The organism is Mucilaginibacter flavidus (genome assembly GCF_024055575.1).
Classification (GTDB): Bacteria; Bacteroidota; Bacteroidia; order Sphingobacteriales; family Sphingobacteriaceae; genus Mucilaginibacter; species Mucilaginibacter flavidus.
This window is the reverse complement of sequence record NZ_JAMXOE010000021.1, coordinates 1-19,685: the sequence shown is the minus strand read 5'-3', so window position 1 is coordinate 19,685 and position 19,685 is coordinate 1. Positions and strand designations below refer to the sequence as shown.

Here is a 19,685-nt window from a genome sequence, read left to right as displayed (position 1 = left end):
ATGAAAAGTATTGAAGGTGACGAAATCTCCGGAATGGAGAAATATTACAGAATAAACCTGATTAATAGCCTGGTTGGTTTTAAATCCTTAAACCTTTTAGGTACTGCCAGTACTGACGGGGTTACGAACCTATGTATCATAAGTTCCGCTTTTCACCTGGGTGCCAGTCCGCCGCTTTTGGGTATGATTATTCGGCCTGAGCGTGAGCATAACGATACACTGCGTAATATAAGGTCAACCGGCCAATACACTTTAAATAACGTATTACCTGGTTGGTATACGCAGGCGCATCAAACAAGTGCCAGCTATCCATCCGGTGTGTCGGAATTTGACGTCTGTGGGTTTAAAAAGAAATATATTGACGGTTTTAAAGCGCCCTTTGTAGGCCAGTCAACCGTTGGTGTAGGGCTCGAACTTCGTGAGATTATTGATATCGAAATTAACGGCACTACTATCGTCATCGGCGAGGTAATTCAAATATTAACCGGTGATGGTGTTATTTCTGAAGATGGCTTTGTTGATCATACGAAAGCTGAAACCATGACGGTGGCCGGGTTGGATTCCTACTATCTTCCACGCCTTGTCGGAAGGCTGGCTTATGCAAAGCCTGGCATAGAACCTCATTTATTAAAAGACAATGCGGATTATAGAATATAAGCCATGAATAAAGATGCAGAAGTGATTATTGTTGGTGCGGGCTTAGCAGGTTTAACAGCGGCTAAAGTGTTGAAGGCAGCAGGGAAATCGGTACTGATAATTGAAGCCTCTGATGCGGTGGGTGGCAGAGTGAGGACAGATGAAGCCGATGGTTTCCTGTTCGACCGGGGGTTCCAGGTATTCCTAACCGCTTATCCCGAAGCGAAAAGGTTTTTAGACTATAAAGCACTTGAGCTTTGCAAGTTTGATCCGGGTGCGCTTATTTTAAAGAACGGCGGCTTTACAAAGATTGGCGACCCTTTGCGCCAACCGGCAACGTTGGTTAGCACATTGCTTTCTTCGGCAGGTACATTGGCCGATAAATTACGGATGCTGAGGTTGAAAATTAAGCTGGCGCGGAAAAGCATTGATGCTATTTTTTCGGAAAAAGAAATAACCACCATAAGCTACCTGGAAAAGGAAGGATTTAGCGAAACCATCATGAATAATTTTTTCAAACCCTTCATGACAGGTATATTTTTGGAAGACCACTTGACCACCTCAAGCCGGATGTTTGAGTTTGTATTTAAAATGTTTAGTGAAGGCGACGCGGCTATCCCGGCTAAAGGGATGGGAATGATCCCGTTACAGCTTGCTTCATCCCTTTCTTCCAGCGAAATAGTGTTTAAACAAAAGGTATTGGCAATAGAGGGTGATTCTGTAATAACCACAGAAGGATCGACCTACAGAGCCAATATTGTACTTATCGCCACAGACCAATTAAATTCACCTATTCCCAGTAACAAAGCGCCGGGCAAATACCATTCTGTAACCAACATGTATTTTGCATCGGGAAAGAAGCCGTTTGAAATGCCTTTGATCGCTTTAAACCCTTCACCTGGAAGACTTGTTAACAACATTGCTGTTATGGACAGGATTTCTTCATCTTATTCCGAAAGCGGCAAGGCTTTGATATCTTTATCGCTAATTGGTGAGCATTCCAAAGCAGATGAAACAGAACTTCAGGCATCGGTTATAGCGGAATTAAAATTCTGGTTTCCGGAGGCCGTTGATTGGAAGCATTTGAAGACTTATCACATCAATTACGCCTTACCCGATGATGACCATGTGAACAATGAACAAGACTATAAGAAGATGAGACTAAATGCCCAATGTTTTGTGTGTGGAGACCATTTGATGAATGGCTCAATTAATGCGGCTATGAAAAGTGGAAGACTGGCCGCCGAGGCTATTATAAACACGATGCGACCATGAACGGCCACCAGGTTTATAATGACGTTTTTTTGGACGCTAAAAGGCTGTCGGGCGATCCTGCTGCTGATGAATTTATACAGCATGTTTTTGCAGATAATGGCAGGAAGCAGCAACTACAGCAATGGATGAGCGGTAAATCGGGGGAAAAGCATTTTGGCTTATTAAAAGATACATACCATGATTTTGCTTTCATCAACCATTCCGGCGATTTACCGTTGTGGGCCAAGCCACGCCTGATTAAAACAGGTGCCAGTTTTTTTGCCAGGCATTCCGAAATAATAATGAGCTTGCTTGGGCTGTTATCGCTACCCTACTGCTATACGGCGGCAAATGGTGCTATGGTTTTGTATTTATCCGAACTGATACGGAAGCAGACGACGAAAAGGCTTTTTGACACGGCTCTATTTGTATGGGAAGTTATGGGCCCCGACGCATTTGGCAAAGAAGGAAATGCTTACGAAGAGATATTGAAAATTCGCCTTATGCATGCGGCGGTACGTTATTATACCCTTCAAAGCAACAAATGGGACAGTTCGTGGGGAAGCCCGATTAACCAGGAAGATATGGCCGGGACTAATTTGTCTTTTTCATTCATCGTATTGCGCGGACTGCGCATGCTTGGTTATAGCATAAGCCAGGCCGACAAGGAAGCTTTTTTGCATACCTGGGCGGTGGTTGGCTATTTAAGCGGTTTAAATGAAGACCTCATCCCGGCAAATATGAAAATGGCGCAACAACTTGACAGCGCGATAAAACAGCGCCAATTCCGTGTTTCGGCGCACGGCAGAGAATTAACAGCATCCTTAATTGGGCATATTTTGGAGGTTAATAAAAGTAAAGCTACTGCTAATGATATATTAGGCCTCATGAGGTACCTGCTTGGAACGGAAATAGCAGATATGCTTTCGATCAATGCCCCCGAACTGCCAGCGTATAAACTTAGCCTGATCAGGACAATTAATTTTTTAAAGGGATTTAAACCGCAAGGGGATAGTAAACAAAATTACCGCGAGGCATACGCCGCTTTCAAATTGCAAAACCCGGAACTCAATAAAAGAAACTAAATTTACAAGATTTTTCAGGACTGTATAATTAAAAAAAATGAAATCATACCAACTTATTCACCAATTGATTGACCTAGTAGCGCAATTGGAAGAAGAAAACCAGGATCGTGAGGTATCTATCCAGGATTTCATGGGGTTCCTGCTGAATAATGTTGGTGACCCCGCTATTAATTTGGTTAATAGTGAAGTAAGGTTTGGAAATAGTGACAATAATGCGCTTGAAATAGCTTATCAACTGGATAACAACATCGGACGGCTATTTGTCTTTATGAGCCGCTATGCAAAACATTACATCAAAAAGGCTTTGGAGGGGACACCTTTACAAACCGGGGAAGACTTTACAGCCCTGGCAATTTTACTTACGCATAACCATTTATCCAAGAGTGAACTTATCAGCCATAATTTGCAGGAAAAAACTTCTGGCACCGAGGTAATCAGGAGGTTGATTGCAGCCGGGTTGGTTACACAATGGGACGATATAAAAGATAAAAGGAGCAAACACATCGCCATTACCGAAAAAGGCAAAGAATTACTTTATAAGGTTTTTGTAGATATGAACAATGTGGGTAAAATGATTACCGGTAAATTAACAGTCGCCGAAAAATTTACCTTACAATACCTTTTACAAAAGCTCGAAACCTTCCACCTGGAGCATTACGAAAAGAAAACTATTATGACCAAAGCTGACCTGAAAAGCTTTGCAGATCAAAATAAGGTCTAAAATTAACGGCGATTATTATTCTAGCCCGGCAGATCCTGAATTGGTTAAAATTGTTTTTACACAGTCCTGCTATCAATTACGATCCCCATTAAAACAGGTAATTGGCCGTCCTTAATACGCTCACTTCTGATTTTGAAAAAGATTTTAAAGTTGTTTGTGGCTTTCATTTCTTCTATTGTTTTTTGATTGCGGCTTGTTATCAGTTGGATTTAAAGCATTTTGGGTACTCCAAATACCGTATCAAACATTGCTAAAACCTATCTGTTTTAGTGACTTTTATGATGTTATTCCATTGTAAATCAAATATATGCAGCGTTTTAGAGTGCCACAAAAGTACAAACCAAAATTTGGTACTCACTTTGGTACCATAAACATTGAAAAGAATTGGTTTGAATTGATATAGGAGTAAAACAAAAAACCCTGTAAATCAGCTAATTTACAGGGTTTCGGAAGGTTGTGATCTTCCATTTTGTGGGAGTTACTGTCCCCGAACCTTGTATATCAATTAGTTGATTATCAATGCAATAATCGCGACTCTTCAATGCTGGTACTCAGATTGGTACTCCGCTTGTTTGATATTCAAATATAGCAAAATGTATGTTTTGAGTAAAATAATATCTGAGTTATTTTAACGTAAAATGACTTTGTGGTACGTAAGAGGGAGGGATTTGTACTTAAGCTAAAAAAAACCCTTTATTCGCTCCTACGATAGTTTTTATTTTATAGGTCTCTTTTAAGACCCTTTCAAATTCGATTAAATTCAGCTAAATCTGATGAACAAATATAAAGAATGTTCACGTTACTTAACAGGTCCGAGCTATAAAAAAAAGTGTAATTGTCCAAAAAGATGAAAGATTTCAGGGTTTGATTCCCTACAGCGTCGGCTTCGAGTTGTTACTAAGCTGTTACTCTATATCTATAATTTTCCGATACTCAAATTGAACTAAATACTGAATGCGAAAGTAACCGGTGCCATCTACAGCATACAAACCACTTTTGATAAATTGAAACGTCATATCGCAGATACGCCATTCAAAAGCCAGGGCGATGAGATTGCATTCTTTAAATACGAAAAGCCGAAGTTTACCGCCGAGCATTTCTTTGCCATTGAAATATTTACCATCGAAACGGCGCGCCCACTCGATGATACGGCGACTTTAAACACATTTTACGAACAGGAGCTGAAATACATACACCTTTTTCTCGAACAAAATAAATTCTTTTATTCGTGCTTCCAGTTCGACCTCAAAGAACTCGACCATTTCTTGTTTGTCCGTGGTGCAAAACCAATGGATGTCCGTGTACCTGAGGGCATGGGCCTCGATCCTTCGTTTTCGACGAGCTGCGATATGCTCTGGGGAAAGTTCATAGCTTTCGAACGCCTCGAACAATGGCTGCGAGATGAGGACATCGGATAAGTTTTCGCTTATATGTTTAAAATTAACGAATTTTGAAAAAGTTCGATTAAATGACTAAGTTTGTATATGATCATACAATTCAGCGTCGGCAATTACGGCTCTTTCGATGAGATCCAAAAGCTCAATTTTCGAGCAACGACCCTGGAATCCTGCAGCCCCGAGGTCGATCAAAGAAACCTGATCAGCGTCGGCGACCAAAATTACTTGAAGTTGATCGGGATCTATGGCGCGAACGCCAGCGGAAAATCGAACCTGATGCGCTCGTTATCCTTTTTCAGGGAGCTGGTCGCTCATTCGATGGCTTCGGAAGAACTTTCGCAGAGCGGCGTCAATCCTTTCCGTCAATCGGACGAGGGCTTTATGCAGCCGTCGTATTTCCAGATCGTCCTGCTGCTCGAAGAAAAAAAATACCGCTATGGATTCACGTTGACCGGCGAAGGCAAGATCGAGTCGGAATGGCTTTTCGGGCCGGCGGGTAAGAATGAGACTTATTATTTTAAACGCTCGGCAGCGGAAGTCCAGATCAACCGGGAATGGTTTACCGAAGCGGCGGAATTGCCGCTGGAAAACCTGCGCGACAATGCGCTGTTCCTGAGTTTTGGTTCCTCCTATAATGGGCCAGTTGCCCGTGCGATCCGTGGTTACCTCGCCAACAAGATCACGGTGGACATTAAACACCGCCGGGGGAGCAGGCGCTCCGGGGTATTCGGGATCATAAATCACCCGACAAACCGTTTGGTCGAAGCAGGCGAGACCGAGCTGGTGCTGACCTGGCTGAAAGAGGTCGGGCTGGTCTATCATGGCATTGAATTGCCGGAGAAAGAACGGCCCGGCAATGCGGTCATTCTTTTTAAGCATATTTATGACAAGGAGGGCCGGGTTACCGGCCTGGCCGGCATGGACCTTAGTCAGGACGAATCCGACGGCACCCAGAAATTCTACAACTATATCGGACGGTTATACCGTAAGTTCAAGGACGGCGGACTGTATATCGTCGATGAGATCGACAGTAATTTCCACCCCGCTTTATTGCAAAAGATCATTAGGCTTTTTCAAAACCCCGAGATCAATACGGCCAATGCCCAGCTACTGTTCACCAGCCACGATACGAACCTGATGGATCCGGCGATCATGCGCAGGGACCAATTCTACTTCACTGAAAAGACGATGTACGATGCGACCCGCTTATATTCGCTGGCCGATCTGAAGGGTATCCGTAATAATGCCGATTTCGCCAGGCAATACCTGGCCGGTTTGTACGGCGCATTGCCGATACTCGGCGATTACCTGGAACAGCGTACGGAGGACGCGCAGGATGACGCATGACCTCCATCATGAGCCATGGGAACTGGACAAAGATGACAAGCGGGTACCCGATACCCTCAGGACCTTTATCATTTTTTGTGAAGATGAGCACCACGAACCCTTATATTTCAAGTCCTTTGAGACGGTCTATGCAGACCTGAAGGTCAATGCGATACCGAACCAGCGGTCCAAAAAACTGAACCTGAACGCCACGATCGGCAACTGCCGTGAAAAAGGCCTGATCGAATTCGTTGGCGGCGCTTACCAGGTGATTCCGGGCACGACGGAGAATATCTGGTGTGTGTATGACCGCGATCAGAAAAGTGAGGTCTGGGCCGATAATTTACCGCAGGACAATATCGACTTCGACACGGCTATCATTGTGGCCGAGAACGCGGGCATCAAGGTCGCCTGGAGCAACGATGTTTTCGAGCTTTGGCTGCTATTGCATTTTGAAGACGTGCCGACTGGCACGCCTTTAAACCGGAGCTATGTTTACGACCGGTTAACCCATATCTTTAAGCACGTTGTTCCGCGCAACGCGGACCTCGACGCGGTCACGGTGCATCCCCTGTTTAATTATAAAGAGAACATGAAAAGGCGGGAACGTTTTATCACGCAGGTACTGCCTTTGCTGCCAAGCCGCTCAGCCATCGCTGCACAACGGGCTTTGGCCCTCGAAAACGCGTTCGGGGCCGATGTGCCGTACCATGAGATGAATCCCTGCACGAAGGTCCATCACCTGTTGCAACAGCTGACGGGCATCTAACCGGCAAAGCGCGGGTAGCGCCAAATGAATAAATTATAGCGCCATTTGCGCCAGCGGGCTTTAAGGCTTGTCTGCGTCCAGGTGATCAAAAATAAATTTCCTGAGTTCCGCTACAGAACTAAAGTTTTGCTGAAAAGCCTCTTTTAGTCCCAGCAGATATTCCTGATCCACGCAGCAAACATATTCCCTGGCCTGCATCAACTGGAGCATATCAATATAGAATTTGATATTCGGCGCAAATTTTTCCGTCATGTCCCGGATGCGGAATAGCACTTTGTTCGGAGCCAGTGGGAAGATAAGGTTATCCAGGAAAGGGTCGGCCTTTTCCGGGTAGCGCAAAATTACCGGGTTGTCCCCGCAGATAGGCGGAAAGGTTCCCGGAAAAGTTTTAACCGTAGCCGGCCAGGTGCAATCCACCAGGTTCCAGTAAGTCGTTGCCGGTAAAACATTCCGCAGCCGCTGGAAATAGGATGGATCGGCCTTGACCGCGTCTGCAAATTTCTCTGGATCGAGCGGCCGCATGGTTTTTTTATCAATGACGGCGACGCCAAGCTGGTTCAGTTGATGGATATCGGTAGCAGCGTTAATCACCGGCCGCTGTGAAGGTACCCGCCAGAACAATTCTCCCGCAAAGTAATTCAGCAAGACCACCTCCTGTTGGTCCAGTCCGAAACCTTGGTCGACCGCCTTGATCTTCTCCAGTATCCGGGCATAACGACTTTCCATCCCGCTGTAAAGCTCCTCTAGATAGTCATCCGGTTCCCCGTCGTTGTTGATCGTGTTGTCATCCGGCAAAAAGAAATGGCTGGCGGGTGAAAAGAACTGACCGTTCTTTTTGAATGCCTTTTGCCTGACCGACCAGATCAAAAATTGCCCCCGCCCGCCGGTAAAACCCTTCAGGTAAAACTGCGGCAGGTAATGATGGTTAGCCATGTAAAAAATGATCAACAAGCGCTGTCCATTCTTCCTGTAGCGAAACCGCCGGACGCCGCTGGGCCGCCCTCCGGTACCAGTAATCGGCATTGCCGGTGTCACCCTCCTTACGGTGCAAGTAAGCATGCACCCAGGCTGATTCCGGGTCACTTAAGTGATCGACCTGCGCATGGGCCAGATCCCAGTTGCCTTTAGCATCATACCAAAGGCTTTTCAATTGCACAGTTAGCCCGGCATCAGGTTCGCTATCATTTAAAGATGTCTTAAATTGGGTCACCGTTTGCATTTTGCTATAAATCATTCAATTTTCACTGTTCTTCTTCCGAAAACTGGACATGCTGCGATAAATCCTTCACAATCTTGCGGGCAAAGACCGCACCGGGGTCATTACTTTTCAGCACATCATCGTCCCTAAGATCGGCATCGGGCCCATAGATAGCTTGCTTCAGGTCACGCTGCTGCTCCATCTCTTTCACCTTGCCGTCCACCTTTTCCACCATGGAATAATCAGCCGTACCATGTTCTACCAGGTCTTTAAAATCCTGGTGAGGTTTAAGATCTACGTTCATCACTTTTTGCATGACTTCACCCCATTGCAGCAGTTCCTCCTTGCCGTATTCCGGGTTATTCTTTTTTGCCATGTATTGCACCATAGCCAGGTATTGCTCCGGCGTACCGCCCCAGCGCCTACCGAGGCCAAGCAGTTTTGCTATCCAGGTTAAGAAGCCCGTAAGCGTAAATATTGGTTAATGTAAAATTAGGGATTTTTTTATTATCAGCTTATCTGCCTTTAAGCAGATAATTGATGGCAAGGCCGATGGGAATAGAATTATAATGTCCACCGGTTGACAGTTGAACGACTTTTCAGAGTGACAGAAAAAAGTTCAGTCAAGGTCAAAGGAACGCTTGATTTCGGCAATTTGTAGACGGATTTGCTCATGCACTTGCCTGATCGCGGGCGCGATGGTTGAACGCTCCCGGTTTTGCAAATAGGCAAGCATGTGATCAAAACATTCGTTGACTATCCGGTCCCTGGTCAGCATTAAAAGCATATCGTAAATAATTCCCTTTTTTTGCTTAACAGTAACGCTTTCACTGTCCCACATCATCACCCAGAACCAATAAGCTACATTGGTTGCACTGATTACGGTACTTCTTTTCCCTGATAGAACCTGCATTGCCTTTTGAAATACATCAACGGGCATACCGGTAAACCCGTTTAAGGCCTTAAGAAGAATATGAGAATCGATAGAGGTATGAACGGTGTACATATCGATCAACAGGAGCACCTTTTCCTGGTACAATTCGGAAGTTACCAAACCATCGTCCTCCAGGATCATCAGGATGGCCTGTGTCCATATCCCGCTCACCTGGTGCACTTCCTCAACCGGCGCCCGGAAGCAGTAGTCCTCTGAAAAAAGCATCTTACCGCCTTCTTGAATGAGCAGTAAGGTATCCGTAAATGATTTGCCCAGGATCATGTCCGAACTTTCCTTTTCCAGGGCATTCACCGTTAGTATTTTTTGGGGTAAAACACTTTCAGTATAAACGTCAATAAAGGCTAAGAGCGCTTCTGCCTTTTCGCTGGCTTTACCATCAGCGCGGAACCGCCGGGTGGATTCACGAAAATCGTACACCAGATCATAGGTTGAACTTGCGATCTGCAGTTTTCCAAAACGCTTGCAGATTATTTTACCAATCCCGAGTTCAAAAATTGTCAGTAACGCAGTAATATCTGCACACAGCACTTTGTCCTGCAGCGACGGCTTTATTTTTCCCATCACTTCCGGCTTTCGGCAGCCGATGGCTGCAAAAAACCCCTTTTGGTGTGCCCGCATTTCGTGCCAAAACGCTATTGGTTCCTTGTCAAAGGTAATTGCCAGCGCACCGAAGGATAACATACCGGCCTGATAGGCATCCAGGCCAAGCAAAAACTGTTTATACCAATCGGCCTGCCCGGTTGAAAGCTGGCCGATGATGTCGGTAAAGTCTTTGATTTTAAACCTCTTTAAAAGATTGCTTTCATTGTAGATTGTTTCACACTTGATCTGGCTTTCCTTGAAGGCGTAAAAATATTTATCTTCAATTGCTTTCACCGTCCACTCTTTACCGGCTAATTTTATAATGTCACCTACTTTGCTGCCATTAAGCGTAATAAACCATGGATGGGAAGGAAATATCTCGTTTTCCCGGGCGTCAGCAGCATTACGGTTCTCAGCGAAAAGCAAAAATGGCGTATCGAATTCATCAGCAAGCGTGACTACGCAATCAAGCGTTATCTCTTCAGGCTTTTCCCGGGCGTCTCTATTTAATGGAAACTGGAAAAAGTGCTGGTAATAAAGGTTATGGGCGACCTGGTCATCTTTTATCCGCCGGTATTCATATAAAGCCAGATAGGACATGTTCCGCTGTTTTAATGCATTTAACTGCGCCAGGAACATTTTCATCAGCACTTCATTGAAATCCAGGTAAGGAACATTTTTAATTAATTCTGCGCTTTTTTCTTCCAGGCCTTTCCGGAGGTAAATGCCGCTCAGCCCCAACACAGCCTCCCAATGTTCAGGGAATTTGTTGATATATTCCTCGCTGACCATTTGCGCTTCTTTGTAGTCACCCAGCATTTGATAAATGTCGATCTCCAGGTTGGTGGCAGGTCTTGTTGGCCCGTATTTTCCCCTGAGTTTTTTCAGGATAGCCAGCGCTTTGCCATTTTCGCCGGTAAGGTGGTAGAGCCGGTAGAGCTTAACTGTGGGTTCTGAATCACTATCAGTAACTGCAATTTGTTCGTATAGACGAATAGCCCCCGGATAAAATTTATAACGGCACAATTCTTCAGCTAAAAAGAATTTCTCTTTAAACGTCGATTCATCGGTAATAAGGTCAAACGCTTTTTGCAGGTGTTCATTGGCATTATCGGTTTCTCCAAGGAACCTGGCCGCCCTTGACAAGCTCAAATGGTTCACAACGGTATCCGTCTGAAAATAGCGTTCCCGCAATAATTTAACTTTTTCGGTCAGTGCTTCATTGATACTCAGGTCAAGCAGGATGTGCTTCGATTGCTCCTGGTAATAGGATTCGGGTGCTACCGCTAAAAAGTCCTCCAGGATCCGGATTCCCCTTTTTCCCTCCCCGGTACTCTGCAATGTTTCTGCAATAACAGCGGGAAGGTCAGGAAATATATCATAATCGGTGATACTCAGCAGTACTTCCAGGGCAGCCGGCTTATTGCCGGTCGTGGATAGTAACATGGCCTTGTTCTTTTTCAGGAAAACATTTTCCGGTTCAATTTCCAGGCCTTTATCATAGGCAGCCAATGCGTCGGGCACTTGTTTTAACAGGCCAAGCAGGTATCCCTGGGCTATGTACAGTGCGATTTTTTCCTTATCGAATTCACTGTCCTTTATATCACCGAATAACTGGCGTGCCAGCCCAAGCGCATAACTGATCTGCGCCTCTGCCTCATTGCTGATTACTTTTACATTGATCAACTTGAAGTCATTGCTAAATATTTCAAGATAGGTTTGCAGCAACAACTGCCCATTAAAATGATCTTTCGGCTTCAGGGCGACGGCTCTTTTAAAATAATTGAGTGCGACAGGCAGATTTTGCTGCCGTTTGGCCGCCATTCCCAAGTTAGCAATGATTTCCGGCAGTTCCCGGATTTCCGCCGGCAATCCTGCTTCGATAGCCTCCAGTTGCTGGCCGGCTGATTTTAATTTGATTTCCAGCCCGTATGCCGGAACGGACTCCGGGAACTTCTCTTTATAGATCGCCAGGTATTTTAAGGCGTTGGCTTGATCGTTTATCGCTGTGTAAGCGTTAATAATATTGCCGAGTGAAATTTCAGTTTCCGGATTTAGGGAGTACGCGGCTATTAATGCCTCCGCTGTTTTTTCATGATCCTGCAATAAATGATAGCTTACGCCAATATTGGTCAGGATCTTAAATTTTAAAGGGGCTTTGATATTGTTCCAGATCCGGTTTTTTAGCGTCAGTAATTGATCGACCGCCCTCCGGGCAAATCCCGTATCGATCAGTTTGGTAATTTCTTCCAGCTGGCTTTGATACTCCTTTTCCAGTTTTTCTGAACCATCGAAGTTCACGCTCATCATCGATGACATGGTCTCCAGCAGCACTTTACTGGCGTCGACTGTTACCAGGATATCTTCTGTCCGCTTTTTAATGACCTGGACATCTTCATAAATGCGCTCGATCTTATCATAAGCAGCATTTAAAGCTTCTTCAGGCACAGAGAACCTTTGGGCTGGGTCCAGGAACCTGGCCTCGTGGTCACGCTTTAACTGCTGAAAAACCGGAACAGGATATTTCGTTACGTTATCAGTTTTTACATGATGCTGGTGGCACAAGCCTACGAGGTTGGCCAAAGCACGGCGCTCCTCGTTCGTTTGCAGCGGATTAAAACGCTCCCCGTCAGGCATGGCTGCTTCGATATGGCATATTTCTGCTATAAACTCATATTCTTCGTCAAAAAGCGAATGGGTACACCCTTGAAATGCGCATTCATTACCAGAAATTGCAAACAAGCGGTTAAGGGTTTCTTTTGCTGGCGCTAATCGTTTTGGTTCTTCTGGCATAACTGGTGTCTCGTATCAAAGATAGCTTAAAGTGAATAAAGCGGGGAGTAAAAAACGAGCCCGGTTGAGGCTCAGGGCTTACGGTATTTCCACAGCTCCGGTTCGTTCCAGTCCGGGCGGCTTGTTTATAAATGCCCGAAACCCATAAGTGTAATTGTTGGTTATAGTAAAATTAGCGAATTTTAGGAAAGCGGGTTTATCTCTTTTAAAAGATACCTGTCAAGGTGCAGGCCCAACTTAAGGGCCAGCCACCAGGTGTAAAACCCTACAGGTGCAAAGAATTGTCCGGTGGCGTATTTTCCATGGGCGACCAGGTTCCGGATATTATTGCCAAAAGATTCATTTAATAAGCCTTCCAGGTCGAATAGTAAGTCCTCGTGTAAAATTCCTTTGAGGTGATTGAAATAAAATGCCAGGCTGTTTTCGGTTTGGATTTCCTCAGTTAGCTTTATCGTGATGACCCCGTAGGTTTGCAGCACATGGCGAAGCCCGTTCTCGATTTGCGGAACCAGCAAGTGAACCGCCACCGCGAAATTTCCGCAGAAGCCATGATAAAGTCCATGGGTATAAATGTCCAGTCGGCCCGGTGGTATGAATTTACTGTGTTCAATCAGCCAGAATACCTCGGCTTCGCTGATGGCATATTTATCGGAAAATTTATCATAGGCGGGGCGAAGCAACATTTTGCAGTGGATATCCCTGGTCATTGCCGCGTCTTTATAGATCAGGTCGGCATTATCGGCACTGATGGCTACGGTATTTCCTTCCTCATCGGTCATGCTTGAGCCCATAAATTTCAGGTGCAGGAATTCGTCGGACTTACCCCTCAATTCATCGGTAAACTCCTGCTTTGAAGGGAATTCTCGGTCGATCAGCCAGTAGACAGCCTGGAATAAGTGGTTAAAATCCGGCATATCAAATTCCGGCTTTTTCAATGGGATAGCGGGTAAGGCGCCGATCAACTGATGCTGTACAGCGGCCTTTTTCAGGATTTCAACCAGCTTTTTTCTGAGTGCTTCCGTTTCGGCATTCTTAATTTCGAGCTGCTGAAAATGACGGATACCTTTTTTGTACAGGTCAGCCACCATATATTGAAGGGCATTTGTGCGGTGATCATAATCATCTGCTTCCAGAATATAGGCCCTGGCAACTTCGGTTCCATAGGCGACGGCATCCGCCGGGACCAGCAAGGCCAGCACATGGTTACATTGCCGGTAATGTTCAAATTCACGCGAAGCCAGGAATAGTGGCACCGCTCCATTTATCTTTTGAATGAAAAGCTGATAGGTTGTCGGTTCCAGTTGCAGGGGGATCAATTCTTCGACTAGTTTGGTGACCGAATAACAATCATGCTGCATATCGGCGGCAAGTATTTCCTGTTGGACAGGCAGCACGTATTTATCCAGTAGGGCATGTCTTCCTTTACCTAAACCAACTAATATGCGAAAGATGCGGATGTACCGGTCTCTTTTTGTACTGAGCGTGTTATCTTCTTCGATAAGCGATAAGTAGGTGTCGATGGCCTTTTGCGCGTTGACAAATTTGTCTTTCTTGTTGACCTGTAAGATGTCGTAAAAATAGGCCTGGATATAAGGGTTAATGATTTTGGGGGTAGTGTCAGCTAACTCGGCCAGCGTTTCCTGTCCCGGACGGTGTTCATTGATCTCCTTAACTTTGCTGTTCCCGTTTAATAAACCCAATTTAAGTACAGCTTCCAGGCAAGCAAATAATTCCCGTTCCGGGCCTTGCAGTTCAGGGTCTTTTAGCCTTTCTTCGGCAAATAACTGTAGGTAGCCGAGCCCATGCCTGGCTGTAAAATAATGGTTTATAATGCTGGCGGCATCGGTCATATCAGTACGTAAGGTTTTCCTATCTTTAAATTTCTAAATTAAAATGAAGATCGCAGCAATTTATATTCCGCAGGGCAATTTACCGATAATCTTTGGCGAGGGACATAAGGAACTCACTATTAACCTTGGTGGACGCAACCTGTATCAATTCAAAGACGGGAAACTGGATACTGTTGAATTGAATCGGTATTATATTGACGACCTGCTTAGCAGCGACATTCCCCTGCTCAGCTGCGTGGTAGGCAACAATGGCGGCGGAAAAACTACCTTGCTGCAATATATTGCTAACGCATATTACTGCACCTATGTGCTGGAAGAACAAGATGGCACTTATGAGCTGACCCGGAATATCGAAAAGATACACCGCATTTATTTTACGCCTTACCTCAATTACGGTTCATTGGATGCGGCCCGGAACAACTATAAGGATCTGACCAAACTGACGCTGCTGAAACTGGATAACCACGGCGACAGCGGCCTGCTGGATGATTTTTTAGCGGCCCATAATTCTGAAAACACCAAACGCTGGATCAAATTCAACCACTTTTACAAGAACCGAGAGTTTACAAAGATAACTTTGCCTGTCTTTAACGAAGTAACCTTAAGCCTGGGATATTTTGATACCAGCATTCATAAGCCGGACAAGTTTCACGATACCTCCTATCAGCTAAGGCCAGCCATTACCCTGATCTATGATAAGATCAAACAGGAAGCATCGGAACGGGAAAGGCAAATGGGCGAGAATTTCACCGGCGATATCCGGGGCGAAGAAGCTAAGAGCTTATCATTTCTCATACGGTTTGAATATGACCTTTATGAAACGGCTTTGGGGAAATTTGTTTCTCTTTTGGAACGGGCCGGTAACGACTACCTGGATGAGGGTATCATTCCCGAAGACTTTGAAGACGTGCTTGCAACACTGACCGTCAGGGAAGCTTTGCAGTGGTTTCTTGAAAATACCGGGGTATATGCGGACAAAGAACAATACCTGTTCGTGCAGCATTTGAATTTACTTGAACTGGTAGATTATGTGCGGTCACTCGTACTTGAAAATACCTTAACGGACAATTGGAGAAGTATCCTGATCAACGAAACACAGGCATTACGGGTGATCCAATTATACGACGCATTCAATGTTTCTTTTATAAATGAGTGGTTCAATTTCGACACCAAGCCGATGTTTATCTTCAGGCCCGAAATTAATGTCAGTTCCGGTGAACAGTCCTTTTTAAATTTATTCAGTATCCTTTACGATCATGCGGATAACATTAAAGCCGGCGTCGATATCGATAGATATTCTTCGAATTCGCTGGAAGGTATTGGAAAGGACATCCTGTTATTACTCGACGAGGGGGACAATGCCTTTCACCCGCAGTGGAAAAAGGAATATGTAAAATATTTGCGGGAGATCATACCCGTTATATTTGTAGGGTACCAGCTACAGATCATCATTACCTCCCACGATCCGCTGACTTTATCTGATCTGCCTAAAAACAACGTAGTGTTTTTGGAGAAAATGGACCAGGTGACGAAAATTGGCAATTCCGCCTTTAAACGGACTTTAGGTGCCAATATCGCCGATTTATTGAAGGATTCTTTTTTTATGCAGGACGGCCAGATCGGCGCTTATATTGCACAGGTGATCGATTTTATTATCGAGGATATCTCTGCCGGTCACTTAACCGGACAAAGACAGATCGCCATAGAAAGGATCATCTATTGTATTGACGAACCCATCCTGAAATTTAAGCTGGCCGAGATGTTATCAGAGGCATTGGGTGACCAAAGTTTTGAGGCACGCCTGATCGATGATGAGATCCAAAGGCTCCAGGAAAGAAGGAGGCTTATCTGATGTTTTATATCGATCAAACAACTCCATCGTTTTTGCAGGCCAGGGATGAACACTATACCAATATCCGGTATGTGATCAAAAAGAAGCTTTTGGGTAAAAGGTTTATTGAGGCCCATCCGAAAGGACTTGATAAAAGAATAGATCAGGTAACCGGCATTCATTCCACTATTGCTGCATTTTTAAATGATGAAACAAATTTAAAAGACCTGCTTATCGGTACGCCGGATATACTCAATCAGTTCAAAAGAAGGTTTACCGGCAAAAAAGCTGTTGCCAGCATCAAGGCATTGATCAGGTATGATGCATTTATCGATAAAAGCATTGACAAAACCTTTGGGTTTTATAACGGCTACCACCTCGCAGAAAATTTAGGGATTCAAACTTGTATCTATTGCAACCGCTTATATACCCATACGATCATTACAGAGAACAGGGAATTTATAGCGCGGCCGACCTTTGATCATTGGTTCCCGAAAAGCAGCTATCCGTTATTGGCTTTATCATTTTATAATTTAGTTCCAAGCTGTAATGTCTGTAACAGCAGCGTTAAAGGCGCTTCTTCTTACGCCTTAAAGGATATCTTTCATCCCTATTTGAAACATGCTGAAGCCGCTAAATTGATGTCTTTTAAATTTTCCTACACACTGGAAGATCACCTGGAGGCAAAAAGCAAAATAGTTTCCGGTAATGATTTTACAACTAACAGTATCAGGGCTATGAAGCTGAAGGAGATCTATGCCGGTCACCTCAATGAGATCCGGGAATTGATCTATCTGAAAAAAGCTTATTCAGCGTCCTATATCACCTCCCTGAATTCTATCTTAAAATTAACCCTTTCAACAGACGAGATCTACCGACTGGCTTTTGGCGTGTACCTGGATGATGATCAATTGAATAAGAGGCCCCTAAGCAAATTAAAAAAGGATGTCCTGGCTGAGTTGGGCATCATTCCATAATATTCAGGTCAGGGCATTGCCTCCGGCCCGCGCTGTCCGCTCTATCTTTTTTTCCTAAAAAAGGATGCCGCTGCCATCGCTAATGCGGCCACGCCCGTGGTCAGGTCTGCTATCGCTGACCAAACCGCAGGCAGCTCAGCAAGCGCCAGCCTGCCGTTGAGCCCACACTGGCCAAATCGGCCCGTACCGCTGCGCTATACCAGCCGATTTTACGCGCCCGCCGGCAGGCTGGCCGTTGCTTTTCTCCCTTCATAAGCGGTTGGTTTATTATTCGATTGAACAGGCCTTCCAAGCATTTCAGTTTTTTAACCGCAAAGGTAAAGCCCGCTGCGCCGCCGTCAAGGGTTTATGAAACCCCACACCGGCCGGGCCCTTGACAACAGCGCACCGTGCTTTTTTAACCCTTGCATTAAAAAACTAAAATGTATTGTAATGGAAAGCCTGGTATTAAATCTTCAATCAAAACATCAAATCACCGATTATATCGCCAACAACCACCTGATGCCCTACGAAGCCGGTATTTTTAAAGAAATGCTGAATGCCGTTGAAACGGGAGATCAAACGCAATTGGACTGGTTCCGCAGTTTTGGCGACTCGTTCCGGTCAATAACCATGAATATACATGCCTATCGCAAAGGGCAGGAATTCGGGTTCACCGAAATTAGCTTTGACAAAAATGGCTGGTTTACAAGACCAGTATTTTTAGACAGGGAGGAATTAACATTTGGCGATACAAGCCGCTATGGTAACCACAGCCTGATCTATCTTGGCCGGGGCAAAAACCATATCTGGACGTATGGCATGAATTATAGCTACGGGGTGGCCGGTGGTTGTTACGGCTTATCGGTATATGGCAAACAATTCAGGTGCCGCGAGGATGCGCTGGCTGTCGCATTGAATGAACTTAAACTTATGATGACAAAAAAGATCGGCAGCACTGATACCACCAACGATAAACAGCCGGTTATCCTGGCTACCCTGCGGGATATTGATAAAGCACTGATCGGTATGGTGCAATTAAGCCTGTTTTAGTAGCGGGCATCGTAAATTAAAATGGTGGTTCATCATCATCGGAGTAGTCATCTCCGAGGAGGCCATCCGCTATATTTCTTTTTCTCCTGAGCTGCTGTTTCCTTGACAGTCGATCCCCAAGGCGCTCATCAACAGCATACATCACCGAATGCCCCATAGCTAAAGCATCTTCAATAAATAACCCGATCTTTTCGGTGGCCTCATCGCAGGTGCCGATGAAGCCTGATTGAACAAGATCTATAAAAGTATCCTTGTGCAGGAACCGCTTTCTGACGGTACGATAGCCCAATTGCCTGCCCCCTCTGCTTCCTAAAGTCGATTCATCGTTTAATAAAAGTTCCCATTGATTTAGCGGAATATACATGCCCGGTGCCACCGAATCATCGTCCCACTTCATTTCAAATTTCTTGCAAAGCTTGAAGAACAGCGGGCAGTCGGCAAAACGATAGGCATTTAGCCCGGTTCCTTTGCCAAGCGCTGCTATCGTTTTTTGGAGCGCTTTCAGCCTTTTCAGTTCTTCGTTATGCGAAACCTGGTTAGGATTGTAATACAGGTCATTATTTTCTTCGCTTCGCTGGTCCATCATTTTATATTGTACCATCACGAATGATTTATACCTGCGGTGAAAATAGATCAGGTCAACACCCATCGCTTTTTCAAGCGGTTTCCGGTTAGCATTGATCACGGTCAGTTTGTCACCGTCTTGGCTCTCGAATTCTACTACGCCGGTGATATGATTGCCTTTTACTTGCTCGAAGCCGGGAAAAGCATGCAGGTCATGGCTGATCACATCATCTTCATACACAGCAAATTCCTTTAAGCCGCTTAAAAACGATTGGCCAATGCCGTCATCACCAGCTTGCCAGCTGCGAAAAACAGCCGCCCGGTCTACACCGAATATATCTAATGTTAAGCCCAGCGCATCCTTTTCGACCGCTGCATCTTGTTCCCGGTTGCCCGCCAGCCGTTGTGCAGACCGCACCATCAAATCATAAAGGCCATCGATCTCCGAAGCCAGATCAGGTTTTAAGGCTTTTAAAGCCTCGAAAATATGCTGAGCGAGTTTTGGCGAAAATTGCTGGTAATCATTATTGAAATAAAGCCCTGCCTTTTTTTGGAACTTAACGGGTAGCCTGGTAATTAAAGATTCTATACCAATCGCTGACTATTCCGGGGAAACTGACCACTCCATTCCGTGGCAAACTGACCAGGCAATTCCCTGGCGAACGGGTTCAGCGAGAGCTGTAAAAGCGTTGTGTTAAAAGTAGTTATTTAAAAG

General features: G+C 45.0%; 17 protein-coding genes. 10 read left to right on the top strand and 7 right to left on the bottom strand.

The genetic code is table 11. The features are described from left to right. The 7 genes from NAF19_RS23525 (at position 1) to NAF19_RS23495 (ending at position 7,188) form a co-directional block, all read left to right on the top strand. Complete coding sequence (locus NAF19_RS23525; protein ID WP_252792801.1) at positions 1–657, top strand: flavin reductase family protein; 657 nt, start codon at positions 1–3, stop codon at positions 655–657. 3 nt (positions 658–660) lie between these two features. Next, positions 661–1,911, top strand: coding sequence for an NAD(P)/FAD-dependent oxidoreductase (locus NAF19_RS23520; RefSeq protein WP_252792800.1), 1,251 nt, complete (start codon positions 661–663; stop codon positions 1,909–1,911). Next, a complete protein-coding gene (locus tag NAF19_RS23515) occupies positions 1,908–2,975 on the top strand; it encodes an oxygenase MpaB family protein (RefSeq protein WP_252792799.1) in 1,068 nt (355 codons plus the stop codon). Before NAF19_RS23520 ends, NAF19_RS23515 begins: the two co-directional genes overlap by 4 nt. A 37-nt stretch (positions 2,976–3,012) precedes the next feature. Next, positions 3,013–3,696 carry a MarR family winged helix-turn-helix transcriptional regulator gene (locus NAF19_RS23510; protein ID WP_252792798.1) on the top strand — a complete coding sequence of 228 codons (684 nt, stop codon included), beginning with the start codon at positions 3,013–3,015 and terminating at the stop codon, positions 3,694–3,696. 1,004 nt (positions 3,697–4,700) lie between these two features. Continuing rightward, on the top strand, positions 4,701–5,114 hold the full coding sequence (locus NAF19_RS23505) for an RteC domain-containing protein (RefSeq protein WP_252792797.1): 414 nt from the start codon (positions 4,701–4,703) through the stop codon (positions 5,112–5,114). A 66-nt stretch (positions 5,115–5,180) separates the two neighbouring features. Continuing rightward, the gene (locus NAF19_RS23500) at positions 5,181–6,440 is read left to right on the top strand and encodes an AAA family ATPase (RefSeq protein ID WP_252792796.1); all 1,260 of its coding nucleotides are present in this window, start codon (positions 5,181–5,183) and stop codon (positions 6,438–6,440) included. Then, the gene (locus tag NAF19_RS23495) at positions 6,430–7,188 is read left to right on the top strand and encodes an RloB family protein (protein ID WP_252792795.1); all 759 of its coding nucleotides are present in this window, start codon (positions 6,430–6,432) and stop codon (positions 7,186–7,188) included. Before NAF19_RS23500 ends, NAF19_RS23495 begins: the two co-directional genes overlap by 11 nt. 60 nt (positions 7,189–7,248) lie before the next feature. Here NAF19_RS23495 and NAF19_RS23490 read toward each other — a convergent pair whose 3' ends face one another. From NAF19_RS23490 to NAF19_RS23470, 5 genes are all read right to left on the bottom strand, one after another. After that, a complete protein-coding gene (locus NAF19_RS23490; RefSeq protein WP_252792794.1) occupies positions 7,249–8,121 on the bottom strand; it encodes a DUF4238 domain-containing protein in 873 nt (290 codons plus the stop codon). Continuing rightward, positions 8,114–8,407, bottom strand: a complete 294-nt coding sequence (locus NAF19_RS23485; protein ID WP_252792793.1) for a hypothetical protein — start codon at positions 8,405–8,407, stop codon at positions 8,114–8,116. The genes NAF19_RS23490 and NAF19_RS23485 overlap by 8 nt, the downstream gene beginning before the upstream one ends. Positions 8,408–8,429: 22 nt before the next feature. Beyond that, positions 8,430–8,762, bottom strand: a complete 333-nt coding sequence (locus NAF19_RS23480) for a hypothetical protein (protein WP_252792792.1) — start codon at positions 8,760–8,762, stop codon at positions 8,430–8,432. Between the two features lie 243 nt (positions 8,763–9,005). Beyond that, on the bottom strand, positions 9,006–12,716 hold the full coding sequence (locus tag NAF19_RS23475) for a tetratricopeptide repeat protein (RefSeq protein ID WP_252792791.1): 3,711 nt from the start codon (positions 12,714–12,716) through the stop codon (positions 9,006–9,008). 182 nt (positions 12,717–12,898) lie between these two features. Beyond that, entirely contained in the window at positions 12,899–14,566 is a 1,668-nt protein-coding gene (locus NAF19_RS23470) for a DUF4209 domain-containing protein (protein ID WP_252792790.1), read from the bottom strand. 43 nt (positions 14,567–14,609) lie between these two features. Here NAF19_RS23470 and NAF19_RS23465 point away from each other — a divergent pair, with 43 nt between their 5' ends. Then, on the top strand, positions 14,610–16,418 hold the full coding sequence (locus NAF19_RS23465) for an AAA family ATPase (protein WP_252792789.1): 1,809 nt from the start codon (positions 14,610–14,612) through the stop codon (positions 16,416–16,418). Continuing rightward, positions 16,418–17,374 (top strand): hypothetical protein, encoded by a 957-nt coding sequence (locus tag NAF19_RS23460; RefSeq protein WP_252792788.1) that lies wholly within the window; start codon positions 16,418–16,420, stop codon positions 17,372–17,374. Before NAF19_RS23465 ends, NAF19_RS23460 begins: the two co-directional genes overlap by 1 nt. A gap of 109 nt (positions 17,375–17,483) precedes the next feature. Here the strand turns inward: NAF19_RS23460 and NAF19_RS23455 are convergent, their stop codons facing one another. Next, the gene (locus tag NAF19_RS23455; RefSeq protein WP_252792787.1) at positions 17,484–17,627 is read right to left on the bottom strand and encodes a hypothetical protein; all 144 of its coding nucleotides are present in this window, start codon (positions 17,625–17,627) and stop codon (positions 17,484–17,486) included. A gap of 179 nt (positions 17,628–17,806) precedes the next feature. Between NAF19_RS23455 and NAF19_RS23450 the strand changes: the two genes are divergently transcribed. Further along, positions 17,807–18,406: a hypothetical protein gene (locus NAF19_RS23450; protein ID WP_252792786.1), complete on the top strand. Its 600-nt coding sequence runs from the start codon at positions 17,807–17,809 to the stop codon at positions 18,404–18,406. A 16-nt stretch (positions 18,407–18,422) separates the two neighbouring features. Here the strand turns inward: NAF19_RS23450 and NAF19_RS23445 are convergent, their stop codons facing one another. Next, complete coding sequence (locus NAF19_RS23445) at positions 18,423–19,391, bottom strand: hypothetical protein (protein WP_252792785.1); 969 nt, start codon at positions 19,389–19,391, stop codon at positions 18,423–18,425. Between the last annotated feature and the right edge of the window lie 294 nt (positions 19,392–19,685).

Coding starts and splice junctions, on each gene's coding strand:
- NAF19_RS23445 (WP_252792785.1), bottom strand. CDS start 19,391: ATGGTGCGGTCTGCACAACGGCTGGCGGGCAACCGGGAACAAGATGCA.
- NAF19_RS23520 (WP_252792800.1), top strand. CDS start 661: ATGAATAAAGATGCAGAAGTGATTATTGTTGGTGCGGGCTTAGCAGGT.
- NAF19_RS23480 (WP_252792792.1), bottom strand. CDS start 8,762: ATGGCAAAAAAGAATAACCCGGAATACGGCAAGGAGGAACTGCTGCAA.
- NAF19_RS23510 (WP_252792798.1), top strand. CDS start 3,013: ATGAAATCATACCAACTTATTCACCAATTGATTGACCTAGTAGCGCAA.
- NAF19_RS23525 (WP_252792801.1), top strand. CDS start 1: ATGAAAAGTATTGAAGGTGACGAAATCTCCGGAATGGAGAAATATTAC.
- NAF19_RS23515 (WP_252792799.1), top strand. CDS start 1,908: ATGAACGGCCACCAGGTTTATAATGACGTTTTTTTGGACGCTAAAAGG.
- NAF19_RS23470 (WP_252792790.1), bottom strand. CDS start 14,566: ATGACCGATGCCGCCAGCATTATAAACCATTATTTTACAGCCAGGCAT.
- NAF19_RS23490 (WP_252792794.1), bottom strand. CDS start 8,121: ATGGCTAACCATCATTACCTGCCGCAGTTTTACCTGAAGGGTTTTACC.
- NAF19_RS23460 (WP_252792788.1), top strand. CDS start 16,418: ATGTTTTATATCGATCAAACAACTCCATCGTTTTTGCAGGCCAGGGAT.
- NAF19_RS23465 (WP_252792789.1), top strand. CDS start 14,610: ATGAAGATCGCAGCAATTTATATTCCGCAGGGCAATTTACCGATAATC.
- NAF19_RS23475 (WP_252792791.1), bottom strand. CDS start 12,716: ATGCCAGAAGAACCAAAACGATTAGCGCCAGCAAAAGAAACCCTTAAC.
- NAF19_RS23500 (WP_252792796.1), top strand. CDS start 5,181: ATGATCATACAATTCAGCGTCGGCAATTACGGCTCTTTCGATGAGATC.
- NAF19_RS23485 (WP_252792793.1), bottom strand. CDS start 8,407: ATGCAAACGGTGACCCAATTTAAGACATCTTTAAATGATAGCGAACCT.
- NAF19_RS23450 (WP_252792786.1), top strand. CDS start 17,807: ATGGAAAGCCTGGTATTAAATCTTCAATCAAAACATCAAATCACCGAT.
- NAF19_RS23455 (WP_252792787.1), bottom strand. CDS start 17,627: ATGAAGGGAGAAAAGCAACGGCCAGCCTGCCGGCGGGCGCGTAAAATC.
- NAF19_RS23495 (WP_252792795.1), top strand. CDS start 6,430: ATGACGCATGACCTCCATCATGAGCCATGGGAACTGGACAAAGATGAC.